At 63.7% G+C, this 17,014-nt stretch carries 11 protein-coding genes; 2 read left to right on the plus strand and 9 right to left on the minus strand.

The features are described 5' to 3' along the window. Positions 1-435: 435 nt before the first annotated feature. Entirely contained in the window at positions 436-2,400 is a 1,965-nt protein-coding gene (locus ABWW33_RS32325) for a sigma-54-dependent Fis family transcriptional regulator (protein WP_353405522.1), read from the plus strand. A 19-nt stretch (positions 2,401-2,419) separates the two neighbouring features. Here the strand turns inward: ABWW33_RS32325 and ABWW33_RS32330 are convergent, their stop codons facing one another. The 7 genes from ABWW33_RS32330 to ABWW33_RS32360 form a co-directional block, all read right to left on the minus strand. Further along, positions 2,420-3,400: an FAD:protein FMN transferase gene (locus ABWW33_RS32330; protein ID WP_353405523.1), complete on the minus strand. Its 981-nt coding sequence runs from the start codon at positions 3,398-3,400 to the stop codon at positions 2,420-2,422. Beyond that, positions 3,397-5,532, minus strand: a complete 2,136-nt coding sequence (locus ABWW33_RS32335) for a 4Fe-4S binding protein (RefSeq protein ID WP_353405524.1) — start codon at positions 5,530-5,532, stop codon at positions 3,397-3,399. Before ABWW33_RS32335 ends, ABWW33_RS32330 begins: the two co-directional genes overlap by 4 nt. Positions 5,533-5,543: 11 nt before the next feature. Continuing rightward, positions 5,544-6,698: a porin family protein gene (locus ABWW33_RS32340; protein WP_353405525.1), complete on the minus strand. Its 1,155-nt coding sequence runs from the start codon at positions 6,696-6,698 to the stop codon at positions 5,544-5,546. Positions 6,699-6,900: 202 nt separating this feature from the next. Beyond that, complete coding sequence (locus tag ABWW33_RS32345) at positions 6,901-8,643, minus strand: PQQ-dependent methanol/ethanol family dehydrogenase (protein ID WP_353405526.1); 1,743 nt, start codon at positions 8,641-8,643, stop codon at positions 6,901-6,903. Positions 8,644-8,689: 46 nt separating this feature from the next. Further along, a complete protein-coding gene (locus ABWW33_RS32350) occupies positions 8,690-9,061 on the minus strand; it encodes a DUF779 domain-containing protein (protein WP_353405527.1) in 372 nt (123 codons plus the stop codon). Between the two features lie 2 nt (positions 9,062-9,063). Then, positions 9,064-10,584 (minus strand): aldehyde dehydrogenase, encoded by a 1,521-nt coding sequence (gene adh, locus ABWW33_RS32355; RefSeq protein ID WP_176656026.1) that lies wholly within the window; start codon positions 10,582-10,584, stop codon positions 9,064-9,066. A 198-nt stretch (positions 10,585-10,782) separates the two neighbouring features. Continuing rightward, complete coding sequence (locus tag ABWW33_RS32360) at positions 10,783-11,724, minus strand: beta-propeller fold lactonase family protein (protein WP_353405528.1); 942 nt, start codon at positions 11,722-11,724, stop codon at positions 10,783-10,785. A gap of 116 nt (positions 11,725-11,840) precedes the next feature. Between ABWW33_RS32360 and ABWW33_RS32365 the strand changes: the two genes are divergently transcribed. Continuing rightward, on the plus strand, positions 11,841-13,955 hold the full coding sequence (locus ABWW33_RS32365) for a TonB-dependent receptor family protein (protein WP_353405529.1): 2,115 nt from the start codon (positions 11,841-11,843) through the stop codon (positions 13,953-13,955). Between the two features lie 6 nt (positions 13,956-13,961). Here ABWW33_RS32365 and ABWW33_RS32370 read toward each other — a convergent pair whose 3' ends face one another. Together ABWW33_RS32370 and ABWW33_RS32375 are read right to left on the minus strand one after the other, a co-directional pair. Further along, complete coding sequence (locus tag ABWW33_RS32370; protein ID WP_353405530.1) at positions 13,962-16,181, minus strand: TonB-dependent receptor; 2,220 nt, start codon at positions 16,179-16,181, stop codon at positions 13,962-13,964. Continuing rightward, positions 16,178-17,008 (minus strand): substrate-binding periplasmic protein, encoded by an 831-nt coding sequence (locus ABWW33_RS32375; protein WP_353405531.1) that lies wholly within the window; start codon positions 17,006-17,008, stop codon positions 16,178-16,180. Before ABWW33_RS32375 ends, ABWW33_RS32370 begins: the two co-directional genes overlap by 4 nt. Positions 17,009-17,014 lie beyond the last annotated feature (6 nt).

Here is a 17,014-nt window from a genome sequence, read left to right on the forward strand (position 1 = left end):
CATTACTTCTTGTGAACATTTGATATTTTTTAAGTTTCACGAAACCCGAAGGTTTCGTGTGCACTTCCATCAAACGTCCACACTTATCGACTGTTAATTTTTAAAGAACTTTGTTCGGTACTGCGTTTGCTGCGAAGCGTTGTGTCCGTCAGCGAAGAAGAAAGAGTATGAAGCGTTTAGATCGTTTCGTCAACCCCTTCTACATTCTCGTTTTACTCGGCATTTACATGCCCTGCTCTGCGAGGGGGCGAACTATAGCAAAGTCCTGATCGAACTGCCAAGATTTATTTTCGCTGGCACCGCGTTTGCTTATAAACCGTACAGCAACGGTATAGCATCAAGCTTTTGCTCACATTCTGCACAGGTGCTACATTATGGAACACCCTTGCAGGGAAAACAGAGCCGATAACGGCCGCCGGAGACATAGAGACCATTATGGAACGCCAGACTGCTCCAAATCTGAACAGCCCGCCTGCAAGCGAGTCGTGGGCCGACAACATGCCCATTATTATAGAAACGTCACATCAGCGATCGCAGGAATATGGATTGCGCCCCGAGTCGCCGCCGGAATATGCCCCGTTGGCGCGCAACGACCTGTCGCTACTGATAGAACAGAACCGCCTGCTGCATGCGCACGCCATTCCGGCGATGGAGACGCTATACCAGCAAATCGTCAACACGCACAATATGGTGATCCTGACCGACGCCCAGGGCGTGATCGTCCACTCGCTGGGCGACGACGATTTCCTGGAAAAGGCCAGCCGCGTTGCCCTGCAACCCGGCGTCGCCTGGTCTGAGCAGAGCCGCGGCACCAATGCCATCGGCACCGCCATCGCCGAACGTACGCCGGCGATAGTCCACGCGGACCAGCATTACCTCGCAGCCAACCATTTCCTCACCTGCTCGGCCGCGCCCATCGCCGACCACCTGGGTAACGTGATCGGCGTGCTTGATGTCTCCGGCGACAAGCGCAGCTATCACAAGCACACCATGGCGCTGGTACGCATGTCCGCGCTGATGATCGAAAACCAGCTGTTCTCAGCCACCTTTGAAGACGCCATCACGCTGCACTTCCACACGCGGCCGGAGTTTATCGGCACGCTGATGGAGGGCATTGCCTCCTTCAGTCCGGGCGGACGCTTCCTGGCTGCCAACCGCAACGGCCTGTTCCAGCTTGGATTGCCGTTCGCCGCGCTGCAATCGCACACGTTCAGTTCCTTGTTCGGCTTGCCGGTATCGGCGCTGTACGATCACTACCGCACTGCGGCGCCCGGCCTGCTAAACCTGTGCATGCACAACGGCGTACGCGTGTATGGCCGCGCGCAACTGCGCCTGACCAACAACGTCTTCCAGCAATCGCTGTCGACGGAGCGCACGGCGCAGCCGGTGCTGGCTGCCGTCGCCGCCAATCAGGCTGCCGCCCAGGCGCGTCGCCTGTCCGGCCTGCGCTACCTGCGCACCGGTGATCAGCAACTGGAACTGGTGATTGAAAAAGTCACCCGCGTGCTGGGACGCGACATCCCCATCATGATCATGGGCGAGACGGGAACCGGCAAGGAACTGCTGGCGCAGGCGATCCACAACGACTCGCCGCGCGCGATGAGCCCTTTCGTGGCGGTGAACTGTGCCTCGATTCCGGAGACGCTGATCGAATCCGAATTGTTCGGCTACGAGGACGGCGCCTTCACCGGCGCACGCAAGAAAGGAGCCGTCGGCAAGATCCTGCAAGCCAACGGCGGCACACTGTTCCTCGACGAAATCGGCGACATGCCTTTCAGCCTGCAGGCGCGCCTTCTGCGCGTGCTGCAGGAACGCATGGTCACGCCGCTGGGCAGCGACAAATCCATACCGGTCAACGTCGAACTGATTTGCGCCACCAACCACAATCTGCGCGACCGCATCGCCAAGGGGCTGTTCCGCGAGGACCTTTACTATCGCCTCAACGGCCTGGTGGTCAAGCTGCCGCCGCTGCGCGAACGCACCGACCTTGAGCCGGTGGTCAAGAAAATCCTGGCGACGGAATCCAACAACGGCCGTTATCACGTCTCCGACGAAATCCTGAGCCTGTTCCGCCGACACCGCTGGCCCGGCAACTTCCGCCAGCTGACCAACCTGCTGCGCACCGCCATCGTGATGGCCGGCGACGAACACGAGATCGGCCTGCGGCACATGCCCGACGACTTCCTCGACGATATCGAACAAACGCAGACAAGCGACTGCGGGCCGGGCGACAGTGCCGGCACCGCGCGCATGGTCGCCAGCGGCGCCAACCTGGAAGAGATGGAACAGTCGGTCATCCTCAAGTCGCTGGAGGCGCATGGCGGCAACGTCTCGGCGACCGCGCGCGCGCTCGGCGTTTCGCGCAATACGATCTATCGCAAGGTGCCAAATCTGAAGTAGCGGAGCGCACATCGCCGCCTCAGGCTTCGGAAGGGAATCCGGCCGAGCGCCGTTCCCGCCCCTGCTTATCGATCACCATCAGATCCACCGCTGGCAGCCGCGCCGCCAAGGCGTGCGCCCGCTCCCACCCCATCACCATGAAAGCGGTCGATAAACCGTCCGCCAACAGGGAGGTTGGCGCCAGCACGGTCACACTGGCCAGTTCGTCCGGCGAGTCGCCCAGCGACGGATCGAAGATATGATGGTGCCGGTAATCCGGCGTAAACGTGCACTCATAGTCCCCGGACGTGGCGACACTGCAGCCCTGTGCATACAACGTGGCGGCCAGCGCATCGGCGTCGCGCGGGTCGCGTATGCCCAGTATCCACGGCCGGCGCCTCGGCTTCCGCCCGCGCGCGACGAATTCTCCGGTGTCGAGCAGCGCATCGCGCACGCCGTGCGCCTGCACCGCCGCCAACGCCTGGTCGGCGGCATAGCCTTGCGCCAGGCCGTTCAAGGTCAACGCCATGCCCGGCTTGCGGAACCTGACGATATCCTTGTCGAACTCGAGCTGACGCCAGTCGACCAGCGCCTGCGCGCGCCGGCGTTCCGCATCACGCGGCAGTCCACCGCGTGCCGCCGCCTGCGAATAAAGCCGCCACAAGGGCTGCACCGTCACATCGAAGGCGCCGCCGCTCATCCCGGACAGCGCGGCCGCCTGTGCCAGCACCTCCAGCAAGCGCGGATCGGGATGCGCCAGCGCGCCATCGCGATTGAGCTGGAACACCTGGCTGTCGGAGCGATAGATGCTCATCAGCCGGTCGATCTGCTGGGCCGCGCGCAAGCCATCCTCAATCGCGCGTGCCGCGAGCCCGGCGTCGGCATGCACCACTGAAATCGAAATGGTGGTGCCGAAGGCCAGCGCCGCGCCGTGGTGCAGTGTCTCCCCGCCCGGCCATATGCAACCGGTCACGCCGGCAATCGATCCGACGGCGCTGGCGATAAAGGTACGTCGTTTCATGGACTGCTCCTTGCGGCGTTTTGAATTGGAATGGTGCGATGGCGCTTGAGCTCCAGTATGCGCAGCGCGCACTGCTCATCGCTTGCATAAATCACGACGCAGTCCATGCACTGGAAGCACTCTTCATAATCCACCTTGCCCGATGGCGCAATCGCCTGGTAGTCGCAGCGGTGGCGGCAGGTTTGGCAAGGCGCGCCGCATTCGGCATGGCGCGGTATCCAATCCAGCACGCGGAATCTGCCCATCAGTGCCAGTGACGCGCCAAAGGGACACAGATAACGGCAAAAGAATTTGTAGACGAAGCAGCCAGCCAGCAGCAGACCAATCGCATATGCGACATAAGGCCAGCTTCGCACGAAGTTGAGCGTAATGACGGTCTTGAACGGCTCCAGCTCCACCAGCTTGTCCGTGAGTTCGCTGGAAAAGAAAGCGCTGGCGACGATGCCCGTCAGCGCCACATATTTGATGCGTTTGAGCCGTGCATCCAATCTTGACCTGATGCGCAACTGAGGTATGCGCATCCACCGTGCCAGCTTGCCCGTCAGCTCCTGCAGCGCGCCGAAGGGACACAGCCAGCCGCAAAAAGTGCCGCGCCCCCACAGCAGCAACGACACAGCCACAAAGGCCCACAGGCCAACCGTCATCGGATCGAACAGCAGGAACTCCAGGCTGCGCTGCGCCATCAATGCCTGGATCACGCCGGTGACGTTGACGATGGAAAGCTGCCCCTGCGCGTAGTAGCCTATGAAGCAGGCCGTGAATATCAGGTAAGCGCGGCGGAGCCAGTCGAAGCGCGCGGCGTGGGCAGTCAAGCGTTTCTGCATCGCCAGCGCGGCGCCTAGTACCAGCAGGCCAGCCGCCAGCGCGGCCAGTTCCCAGCGCCGGCCACGCCAGACGCTGGTCCAGGACGTGCCGCTGCCCTCGGACGCGATCAGCAGTTCGGCCGGCAGTTGATAGCGTATCGTCAGCTCGCGAGTGATGCGTTCCGGGTAGACGATGCCCTTGTTGCGAGTGATGGGCAGTGCCAGCTCTAACGGCGAACCGGGGTCCAGGCCGGCCTGGCTGATCACACGGAAGATGGTCACACTGTCGGCCGCCAGCGGCGCGGCCAGCTTCACGTCCAGATCCAGGTCGCGCATATCGATGGGCAGCTTGTCCTGCCGCAGCAGGAGACGGTCCGGCACGCTGCCGCGCACGAAATCGTCGCCGGTCACGCTGTAGCGACCGGACGACATGACGATCAGCGCATGGTCGCCCTCCTCCAGGCGCCCTTGCAGCTTACCCCAGCCGGACGGCGTCAGCAGGTTGCGCCCTATCGACGGTACCGATACGCAGGCCACGTACACATCGATAAAGCTATCTTCCGGATGCGCCAACGCCTCCCTATCGAGGCCGGCGCCGGCGCTGCCGGCAAACAGCTGCTCGACCTCGCGATTGCTGACACGCCGGCGTTGAACCAGTCCTTCGTGCAGCATCCGCGCCAGGTCCATCGGCTCGTACACATCCTGACGCACGTGCGCGATCTGGTCCGGATCGCGACCGCCGCCAAAGCCCAGCTTCTTGCGCGCGACCTTGAGCGCCGCCGCCAGCACGCTCTGATTAATGATGCGCACCGAGGCCGTGGCTTTGGACACGCCGTCGATGTAGGCATGCGTGGCATCCGGATGACGGGCACGCCGACCGCCGGTCTCGATGCTGATATTCTGCTTCAGCGACAAATCTTTGTATTGTTTGACAAACTGGTACAGCGGCGCCTCGCCCAGGCCATCGAGAAACACCGGCTCGTGGTGCGACAGCACCTCGACCCCGATAAAACCTCCCTTGGGATCGATGGCCACCAGCAAATTGAGCGGCACGCCCGAGAAGCCAGGGATGGGCGCCAGATCGATCGACTCGAAAACATAGCCCGCCAGCTCGGTGGCCGTGGCATTTTGCCGGAACAGCGGCCACGCAGGCAGCTCGGCGTCGCGCTCGCCCACCATCATCGGCGCCGGAAAGCGTCGAGTGATTTCGGCTCGCGTCAGCACGCCGGCCTGCGCCGGCGTGGCGCCGAGCACCAGCGCCAGCAGGCCGGCGAGCAGGCAAAGGATGCCGGCAAGCGCGCGCCAACGGGCCGCGCGCCTATGGTTCAACGTCTCATTCATCAGAAGAAGATGATGCCGCCCAACGAGCCGCCGTTCATCTTGCCTTCGCCACCGGCGAAGCCTTTGGAACGGGTCTGGCCGATCTCACCGACCAGCGTGATCGCGTTCGTCAGCGAGTAGTACAGGCCACAGGTCAGGTTGGCATTGGACTTCAAGCCACCCGTGCCGGCGGTGTTGTCGTCGTTGCGGCTGATGCCGTAGCTCAGGCCCACCTTGACTTTGTCGGCTGGCTTGTAGGTGGCCTGCACAAAATAGGCCTTGGACTTGGTATCGCCCTGGTCGGCATCGGACAAGATACCCAGTCCTTTTCCACCCTGGAAGTTGGCCAGCACGCCGACCGGTCCGGCCTGATATGACGCACCCACTTCCACGCCCGACATCGTGAAGTCCTTCACGCCCGGCGCGGTGGCGCTGAATTTCTGCGACTTGGCGCCCAGCCAACCCTTGAAGCCGTCGGCCGCGTAACTGATCTGCGCCTGGAACTGCGGGCTGGTTTTTGACGAGTACACCGGAGCGGCCACGATAGGTGTGTCCGCGACCGGGCTGACCAGTGCTGCATCGAAGCCTATGCCCGACGCCGACTTCGGTGCGCTGTAGGCGATCTGGCCATAGTAGCCCACGTAGCTGTAGCCGGCGCCGATGTGGCCCAGCGTGACGCGGCCGCGCTGCGTGGCTTGTACCGGCGCACCGGCGCCGATCAGGGTCATGTCGGAGAAGATCGGGCCGGCACCGAAGATGCCGTTGTCGCGACCCAGCTTGATGGTGCCCATCTGCGCATTCCCGAACGTGAAGTAGGCCTGGCGCACGTCCACACCGCTGTTGGCCGCGATGGCGCTGTCGGTGGCGGTGGCGTTGTAGATGCCGATCAGCGCCTTGACGTCGTAGTCCCCTTGCTTCGACGAGGCCGATGTCACCAGCCCGTTGGGCAGCAGGCCATTGCCGATGGTCGTACGGTTGTTCTCGCCGCCGCAACCCAGGCCTTTGCCGCCCAGCGCCAGCCCGCCGACCGCGTCCCCACTGCAAGAGACCTGCGTGTAGTAGGCGTTGACGATGCCGCCCAGCGATACGTTCCAGTCGCCGGCCTTGAAATCGACCGCTTGCGCGCCTTGCGCACCCACCACGGCCAGTGCACCCAGCATGAATATTTTCTTCATTTTTATCTCCCATTATTGTTTGTGTACATCGAGCGATGTACTGCTCCTATGGCAATTTGCGTGCCCAGGTATCGCCAGAGGAGAAGCGCGCCTTGCGGGAAAAGGCCTTGTGCTGAATCGGATCAATCGCAGCGTTGCACTGTTCAGAATTTGATCGAAAAAAAAGGCGGCCGAAGCCGCCCAAAGGTTACAGGAGACAGTTCTATTTGGAAGACAGCTTGAACACCCACACCGAGCCGCCCTGCTCCAGGAAGTTGACCTTCTTCGCCACTTCGCCCCCCCACAGAGGCACCGCGCCGCCCCAGCCGGAAACGACTGCGACGTACTGCGTATCGCCATCCTGCCAGGTGACCGGCGGAGCCACCACGCCGGAGCCGGTCTGGAACTTCCACAGCTCCTTGCCCGACTTGGCGTCCAGCGCTTTCAGATAGCCTTCCGGCGTACCGTAGAACACCAGGCCACCGGCGGTGGTCATCACGCCACCCCACAGCGGCGCATTGTTCTTGACCTCCCAGACGATCTTGCCGGACTTCGGATCGACGGCGCGCAACGCGCCGATGTAGTCGTCGAACAGCGGCCGGATGGTGAAGCCCGCGCCCAGATAAGCACCGCCCTTTTTGTAGCTGATCGGCTCATTCCAGATATCCATGCCCCACTCGTTGGCCGGCACATAGAACAAACCAGTCTGCTGGCTGTACGCCATCGGCATCTGATTCTTCGCGCCGAGGAAGGCCGGTGCCGCGAACACGGTGCTGCCCTTCTTGCCCTCTTCGCCCTTGGTCGGATCGCTCGGGCGGTTGGCGGCGATGAAGTTCGGACGCCCGGTCTTGAGATCGATGCCCGATGCCCAGGTGATCTTCTTCACGAACGGGAAGGCGTTCTGCAGCTTGCCGCTGTTCGCGTCGATCACGTAGAAGAAGCCGTTGCGGTCGGCCTTGCCGCCATAGCGCTTGCCGTCCATGTCGAAGGTGACGAATTCGTTGGCGCCGTCGAAGTCCCACGAATCGTTGGGCGTGTTCTGATAGGCCCATTTGATCTGGCCGGTCTTCACGTCCAGCGCGACGGTCGAAGAAGAGTACAGATTGTCGCCCGGCCGCAGGTGGCTGTTCCATGGCGCCGGATTGCCGGTGCCGAAGTAAGCCAGGCCGGTCTTGGCGTCGTAGGTGCCGCCCATCCAGGTCGATGCGCCGCCGGTCTTCCACAGATCGCCCGGCCAGCTCTTGTTGAGCGTACCGGAGATGCCGTTCTCGGTGGCCTTGCCGTCCTTGTCGTAGCGGTAGCCCATGTGGCCTTCGACGGTCGGACGGGTCCACAGCAACTCGCCGGTCAGCGGGTTGCGCGCTTCCACCCGGCCGACGACGCCGAACTCGCCGCCGGACACGCCGGTCAGCAGCACGCCGTCGGCGATCAGCGGCGCCGCCGTCATCGAATAGCCGGCCGCGTAGTCGTCGACCTTTTCCTTCCAGACGATCTTGCCGGTATCCTGGTCCAGCGCCACCAGCTGCGCATCGAGCGTGCCGAAGATGACCAGGTTGCCGTACAGGGCCGCGCCGCGGTTGACCACGTCGCAGCACGGCATGATGCCGTCCGGCAGACGATGTTCATACTTCCACAGCTTGGCGCCGGTTTTCAGATCGACCGCAAAGATGCGCGAATACGACGCGGTGACGAACATCTTGCCCTTGTAGATCAGCGGTTGCGACTCCTGGCCGCGCTGCTTCTCGCCGCCGAATGAGAACGACCACGCCGGCACCAGCTTGCCGACGGTCTTGGTGTTCACCTGGGTCAGCGGCGAATAGCGCTGGCCTTCCGAGCCTATGCCGAAGGACAGCACGCTGTCGGTGCTGCTGGCTGCGTTCTTGAGCATGGCCGTGGTGACGTCGGCCGCCTGTGCCAGCGACAGGATCGAAATCCCCGCCAGCGATGCGATGACTTTTTTATGCACAATCTTCTCCAATTATTATGGTTTTGGTTTTTGCTTCGGTGTGCTGCTATGCCGGCGGATGCAACAGCGCCAGCTCCTCGTCGCTGAACAGGCGCGAACGGGTCAGGAAGCGCCTGCCCGTGCCGTTATCGAGCGAGAACATGCCGCCGTTCCCCACGACGACGTCGATGATCAGCTGGGTGTGCTCCCAGTACTCGAACTGCTCGCGCCCCATGTAGAACGGCGTCCCGTCCAGATTGCCGAGGTAGACGTCGGTGTCGCTGACGTCGAACTCTCCCGCCGGGTAACACATCGGCGCGCTGCCGTCGCAGCAGCCGCCGGACTGGAAGAACATCAACGGTCCATGCCGGCGGCGCAGGGCGGCGATCATGTCGAGCGCCGCCGGAGTTGCCGTGACGCGGGCGATGACGTGGTTCATGATCAGAAGAAGCCCAGCGCGTTCGGGCTGTAGCTGACCAGCAGGTTCTTGGTCTGCTGGTAGTGGTCCAGCATCATCTTGTGGTTCTCGCGGCCGATGCCCGACTGCTTGTAGCCGCCGAACGCGGCGTGGGCCGGATACAGGTGGTAGCAATTGGTCCAGACGCGGCCGGCCTGAATGGCGCGACCGACACGGAAGGCACGCGAGCCGTCGCGCGTCCACAGGCCGGCGCCCAGGCCGTACAAGGTGTCGTTGGCGATGCGCAGCGCATCCGCTTCGTCCTTGAAGGTGGTCACCGACACCACCGGTCCGAAAATCTCCTCCTGGAAGATGCGCATCGAGTTGTCGCCCTTGAACACGGTCGGACGCACGTAGTAGCCATCCTTCATGTCGCCGCCCTGGACGTTGCGCCCACCCCCCGCCAGCAGCTGTGCGCCCTCCTGCTTGCCGATGTCGATGTACGACAGGATCTTTTCCAGCTGCTCCTGCGAGGCCTGCGCGCCCAGCATGGTGCTGGCGTCCAGCGGATTGCCCTGCTTGATCGCCGCCACGCGGGCCAGCGCGCGCTCGATGAATTTTTCGTAGATCGATTCCTGGATCAACACGCGCGAGGGGCAGGTGCACACCTCGCCCTGGTTCAGCGCGAACATGGCGAAGCCTTCGAGGCATTTGTCGAAGAAGGCGTCGTCGGCGTCCATGACATCCTCGAAGAAGATGTTCGGCGATTTGCCGCCCAGTTCCAGCGTGACGGGAATCAGGTTCTGTGCGGCGTACTGCATGATCAGGCGCCCGGTTCCCGTCTCGCCGGTGAAGGCGATCTTGGCGATGCGCTTGTTCGACGCCAGCGGCTTGCCGGCCTCCAGGCCGTAACCATTCACCACATTCAGCACGCCCGGCGGCAGCAGGTCGCCGATCACTTCCAGCAGCACCATGATCGAGGCGGGAGTCTGTTCGGCGGGCTTGAGCACCACGCAGTTACCGGCAGCCAGCGCGGGCGCCAGCTTCCACACCGCCATCAGGATGGGGAAGTTCCACGGAATGATCTGGCCCACCACGCCGAGCGGCTCATGGAAATGGTAGGCATAGGTTTCGGCGTCGATCTGTGCCACCGAGCCTTCCTGGGCCCGGATGCAGCCGGCGAAGTAGCGGAAATGGTCGATCGCCAGCGGAATATCGGCGGCGGTGGTTTCGCGGATAGGCTTGCCGTTGTCGATGGTTTCGGCGGTGGCGATCAACGCCAGGTTGGCTTCCATGCGGTCGGCGATCTTGTTGAGGATGTTGGCGCGCTCGGTCTGCGAGGTCTTGCCCCAGGCGTCCTTGGCGGCGTGGGCGGCGTCCAGCGCCAGCTCGACATCCTCGGCGGTGGAACGCGCCACTTCGCAGAATACCTGGCCGGTGATCGGCGTGACGTTGCCGAAGTATTCGCCCTTGACCGGCGCGACGAACTTGCCGCCGATGTAGTTGTCATAGCGTTGTTTGAATGGATTGGCAACGCCCAGTTTGCTGATGTCTGCGAGATTCATGTCGTCCTCTTTCTGCTGTGGTTATGAGGCCGCTGTAAAGCGTAGCGGCGGTGGGTACTGCGCCCTCTCCTTTTCGCAAGCACCGTGCCAGCACCGCTCATACAGGGGAATACCGTGCGGCGAGGGTGCTACGGCCTGTCGCGGCCGTGTGTCAACTGTTCATCTTTGGAACAGGTGTGTGCCGATGGAGCAGCGGGATCAGCGGATCACCACACCCCAAGGCAGCTCGCGGACGGCAATGTCCGGCTGCTTGACGGCGCCGGCCGTATCGATGACGGAAACACTGTTCGAGCGGCCGTTGGCCACGTACAGCCTGGCGCCGTCCGGCGTCAGCGCCATGTTCCAGGGCCGCTTGCCGACGGCGACGGTGGCCACTACGGCATTGGTGGCGGTGTCGATCGCCATCACGCTGGCATCGATACCGTTCGAGACGTAGACCATGCGGCCGTTCGGATGCACCGCGATGCCGTTGGCGTTCCTGCCGGCGGGGATGCGCGCTACCGCCGCCAAGGTCGCCATGTCGACCACATACACGGCGTTGGCCAGCTCGCAGGCCACATAGGCGCGGGCGCCGTCCGGACTGAAACCCATGCCGCGCGGGCGCAGGCCGACGGCGACGGAGCCGCTCTGGCGCCGCGCCGCGACATCGATCACGTCGACCTGCTCCGCCTCCTCGGCGCTGACCAGCAGCCAGCGTCCGTCCGGGCTGAACACGGCGTGCTCGGGATTCTTGCCCCGCACCGGAATATCGGCCAGCACCTCGCCGCTGCGGGCGTCGATCAGCGTGACGCTATTGCTTTCCTCGACCGCCACGGCGACATAGCGGCCGTCCGCCGACGCGCCCACGCCCTCCGGCGACTTGCCCAGTGCGATGCTGCGCACCACGTCGCCGCTGGCGGTATCGATCACCAGCAGCGCGTTGCTGGCGGCATCGGTCACGAACAAGCGCGTGCCCGCCGGATCGGCGGCGATACCGCGCGGCCGCCTGCCGGCGGCAATCTGGCGCAGCACTTTATCGGTGGACGTATCGATCACGCTGACGGTTCCTGATTTTTCATTCGGCACGTAGGCCAGAGGCGCTGCCCATGCCGGGCCGGCCAGCAGGAGGAGCAAAGATAGAAGGATGCGGGAGCTGTTCATGGAGTCGCCTTTCAGAAAATACCCATACCGTTGCAATCGCCATGCCACGCATAAAAACCGGATGGCAGGTATATTGCTTACTGGTCCGATATAACACTGACCAAAACGGAGACAACATGAAGCAATCCCTTTTCCCCTTGAATGCGGTGGCGGCGCTGTTCGCCCTTGGCAGCGGCGCCATGGCCGCCGAGGAAGCCGGCGTTCCGCCTGACGTGGTGGTGGTCAGCGCCACCCGCGTAGGCCACACTGTGTTCGACATGCCCGCCGCGATCGACGTGATCGACGCCGCGCGGATCCGCGACGGCCAGGCGCGCGTCAACGCCAGCGAGGCGTTGGCGGCGGTGCCCGGCCTGGTGGCACAAAACCGCCAGAACTATGCACAGGACCTGCAGATATCCTCACGCGGCTTCGGCGCCCGCTCGGCGTTCGGGGTGCGCGGCGTGCGGCTGATCGCCGACGGCATCCCGGCCAGCATGCCGGATGGCCAAGGCCAGGCCGCCACCTTCAATCTCGACATGGCCGAGCGTATCGAGGTATTGCGCGGGCCGTTTTCCGCCATCTACGGCAACCACTCCGGCGGTGTGATCCAGCTGTTCACACGCGAGGGCGAAGGCGCGCCATCGGTTGAAACCACGCTCACGGCAGGCAGCTATGGCAGCCGCAAGGCCGACCTGAACGCCCAAGGCAAGCAGGCCGGCATCGGCTATGTGCTGGACGCCTCGCGCTTCGAGACCGACGGCTACCGCGCCCACAGCGCCGCCACCCGCGACCAAGTCTACGCCAAACTGACGCTGGCGCCGGTGGAAGGCGCCACCTTGGCCATCGTCTCCAATGCGCTGCGCCAGGACGACACCCAAGACGCGCTGGGCGTCACTTGGGCCACCTACCAGCGTGATCCGCGCGCCGGCGAGATCGACACCACCGACACGCAAACGCCGAAACGCACGCTGGCAGACCGCTACAACACCCGCAAGAGCATCGACCATCAGCAGATCGGCGCCAGCTGGGAGCAGCGATTCGGCGAAGACCGTATGCGCGTCACCGCTTACGGCGGCAATCGCGGCGTGATCCAGTACCAGGCGTTCTCCAAGGCCTTCCAGGCGCCCGCCACACACTCCGGCGGCGTAGTCGATTTCGACCGCGATTTCTACGGCACGGACCTGAACTGGCTGCACGTCGGCCAACTGGCGGGCGGCAAGCTCAGTACCACCGTCGGTGTTGAGTACGGCCGCTCCAGCGACGCGCGCAAAGGCTATGAAAACTTCATCGGCACACAGTTCGGTGTCAAGGGCGCGCTGCGGCGCGACGAGAACGATAAAGTGACCAACCTCGATCCTTACGCACAAGCCGAGTGGGAAGCCGGCGCGTGGATGCTGAGTGCGGGCCTGCGCCACAGCAGCGTGAAGATTTCCGTTGACGACCACTTCCTCGGCAATGGCAACGACAGCGGCAGCCTCGATTACAGCCACACCACACCGGTACTGGGATTGCTGTACAAGTTGACGCCGGGGCTGAACGTGTACGCCAGCGCCGCACGCGGCTTCGAGACGCCGACGCTCAATGAGCTGTTCTACTCAGGCACCGGCGGCGGCTTCAACTTCCGTCTGCAACCGGCGCAAAGCACCCACCTGGAAGCCGGCATCAAGGCTCGCCTGGGCGAGCAGACCCGCATCAACGCTGCGGTGTTCCAGGTCCGTACCCGCGACGAACTGGTGGTCGACAGCAGCAGCGGCGGCCGCACCAGCTACCGCAACGCCGGCCGCACGCTGCGTCAGGGGATGGAGTTGTCGCTCGACAGCTCCTGGCGCTATGGCCTGAGCACGCGCATGGCGCTGACGAGCCTGCGCGCCGTCTACGACCGGGGCTTCGGCACGGTGCTGGAAGGCAGCCGCCTGCCGGGCGTACCGAATGCGAACGCTTACGGCGAACTGGCTTGGAAAGACGGCGCGGACCGTTTCGGCGCCTCGCTGGAAGCGGTCGCCAGCAGCAGGATCTATGCGGAAGACGCCAACGCCGACAAACCGGCGCCGGGCTATGGCGTGCTCAATGCGCGTGTCAACGCCAGCCAGCAATGGCAAGGCTGGCGCTTCAAGCAGTTCGTGCGTTGGAACAATCTGCTGGACAGGCAGTACGTCGGTTCGCTGATCGTCGGCGACACCAACAAGCGCTATTACGAGACAGCGCCTGGGCGCAATTGGCTGCTGGGCGCGAGCGCCCAGTATCAATTCTAAACGGTTCTAGAAGCGATAACGCAGTCCGGCCGCCACCGAACGTGGCGCGCCGGGTGCGACAAAGCGAGCTTGATCCGCCTCGCCGCCAGGCTGCAGCAGCGCGCCGTTTGGGAACATGTCGGTCGCGACCGCGCCAAAGCTTTCGTAGCGCCGGTTGGCCAGGTTGGTCACGCGCGCGTACCATTCCCATTTCGGCGCGGGCTGGTAGCTGGCGTGCACCCCAAGTAACGCATGTCCGCGTATGCGCCAGTCAGTCCCTTGCGGCGCAGCCTTGCCGTCCTCATTGCCCTGGGTGCTCATGTCCGACATCGCCATGATGTCCGCGCCCAGCGTCAACGCCTGCGCCGGGCTCCACTCCACACCCAGCTTGAAGGTATGACGAGGCAGTCCCGCCAGACGGGTTCCGGGCGTGACGTGGACATTGCGAACGCCGGTAAACAGGTCGCCTTCCGCATCGTAGGCTGCATCCAGATAACTGTAGCTCAGGCGCGCGGACCACGGACCGTAACGACGGCTGGCGCTCACGTCGGCGCCCTGATGGCGCGTGCGTTCGAAGTTGGAAAAGTAACCCTGCTGCGCCAACGCCGCGCTGCGGAACAGAATATCGTCACGATTCACGATGCGGTAAACCGACACCGCCACCATGTCGCCGCGCGCGCCCTGCCAGCGACCGCCGGCTTCCGCGGTGCGCGACACCACCTGTTTCAAATAGGGATCCGATTGCAGGCCGACAGGCAGGCGACATGGCTGCGCAGGATCGGCGCAACCGAGTTCGATCACCGTCGGTACCCGGTTGCTCTGCGACAGATTGACGAACAGCGTCCAGCCGGCTCCCATGCCGCGCGCAACACCGATGGCGGGATTGAGCTTGCGGTAGCTGAAGGTCTCGCGCGGCTGCGGCTCCTCGTCGCGGCGTAACTGGTTGCTGACGCTGGCCTGGTTGTAGCGCGCCGACGCGGTCAACCAGGTGCTGTTCGCCACGGTCCAGGTGTCGGCCGCGTACAGGCCAGCCGCGCGCGAACGGCCGTCGACAGATGATCCAGCCTGGCGCTCCCGGCCGGCATCCATGATGACCGAACGGTCGTCGGCAAAGCTGGCCTCCTGCTCATACTGCACAAAATCCACGCTGCTGCGGTCGAAGCTCAGGCCCATCGCCAGCTGGTGGGCGCCTGCGTTCATGCTGAAGTGGGTGCTGAAGCCTTGGCTGTTCTGCCGGGTCTCGGTGGTGTTGTAGGAAGCGGGATACCGGCTTTCGCCTTCAACGTAGTTGTCGTTGATGTCGCCGTTGACGGTACTGCGGCGGCTGTTGCGCGCGTAGAGCGACATCGCCAGCTCGGTGTCTTCGTCAAAGCGGTGCGTCATGCCGAGAACAATCTGGTGCAGGCGGTTGCGTGTCTCGTCGGGCGCGGTATAGACGGCGCGGCGGTTCTCCTGATACAGGCCATCAGGCAGCAGGCCGTTTCCTATCAGCCGGCTGCGGGCTGCCAGCAGGGCTATGCTCCAGTCGTTGTCGCCCGCGACGCCCGCCAACTTACCGTAGATATTCCCCAGCCGGCCATCGGATTGGTCGCGCCAGCCCTTGTCATTGAAGGCCGTGCCGGCGATGAAAGCGTTCCAGCGTTCGCCGCTGTCGTATCCGTAGGCCAGGTCCGCGCGGCGCTGGCCATTGCTGGTGGCCGATATGCCGGCATCCAGGCCAGGATGGCTCCTGCCGGATTTACTGGTCAGTACCAGCGCACCGCCCAATGTATTGAGTCCATACAGCGGGTTCGACCCCGGCGCCAGCATCACGCTGCCGACCGCCGCCTCCGGCAGCATGTCCCAGTTGACGACATCGCCGAACGGTTCGTTGACGCGTACGCCGTCAAGATAAACCGAGATGCCTTGCGATGCGCCCAGCACCGGCGACGCGCGGAAGCCGCGATAGGTGATGTCGTTCTGGAACGGGCTGCCGGAGATCTCGTTGACGTTCACGCCGGTCAGACTGCGCGCCATGAATTCGCCGATATTCTGGCCGGCGGATGCGCCCACCTGGTGTGCATTCGCCGTCTGCACCTGATAGGGCAATTGGTTCCGGTCCACACCCAGCCCAGGCAACGGCGCGACACCGACGATATCCACCGACAGCATGGAGCTTGCCGGGTAGGCCGGCGACGCCCCCTCGGCCGCCATCGCCCCGCCCCACGCAAGCAGTATCCCGCTCGCGACAGCGCAGCGGCGCGTCATGGTGTCTGCTCATGCACGCCATATTTGGCAAATATGGCTTTCAACTCGCCGCTTGCCTTCATTTCGTTGACGGCGGCCTGCAGGAGTTTCGCCACGTCCTGGTCATCCTTGCGTACCGCCATGCCGACTGCCCAACCGGCGCGAGGCAGACGCTGGAAAGCGACTTCATTCAAGGGGAAGGCCGCATCGTCGCGAAACACCGCATCGATTTCCGAGCGGTTGGCCAGCACGGCGTCGAGCTGTCCGGCCTTCAGCTGCTCCAGCGCTTCGGCCGCTGTGTCGAAGATACGCACCTTGTCGCGAAAGCGCCCGTTCCCCTCGCCCAGCAGCACCATCGCCGCGATGGAGACCTTTTCAACGCCTATCGTCTTGCCGGCCAGCGCGTCGATGCCGTCGAAGGTCGGCATGCTGCTCGCGCTGCGCACCAGCCGCACGGTCTCGACGTGGTAGGGCGCGAAGATGGTGACCTTGGCGTTCTCGTTCATCAGTTGCGGCTCGACCGGCACATGCAACATCACGTCGGCCGGGCCGTAACCCAGATAGTGGCCTTTCCATACCATGTTGCGCAGATCATCACCGAGGTTTTCGCCGGCGGGAAAAGGCAGCAGGCTCAGTTTGAGCCCCAGCTTGGCGGCCAGCGCCTGCGCCACATCCACATCGATGCCGGCGCTGCGATCTGAAAACGGCGCGAACTGGTCGTAGACCGCCACCTTGAGCGATCCTGATTGCCGGATCTTGTCCCAGTCCGCATGTGCGGGAGCGGCGGCGCCCATCAGCGCGACGACGAGCGGAATCAGCGCGGCGGCGCGCAGTCGAATACTCGGCATGATCTG

Origin of the sequence: Duganella hordei (assembly GCF_040369125.1) — a bacterium.
Classification (GTDB): Bacteria; Pseudomonadota; Gammaproteobacteria; order Burkholderiales; family Burkholderiaceae_D; genus Rugamonas; species Rugamonas hordei.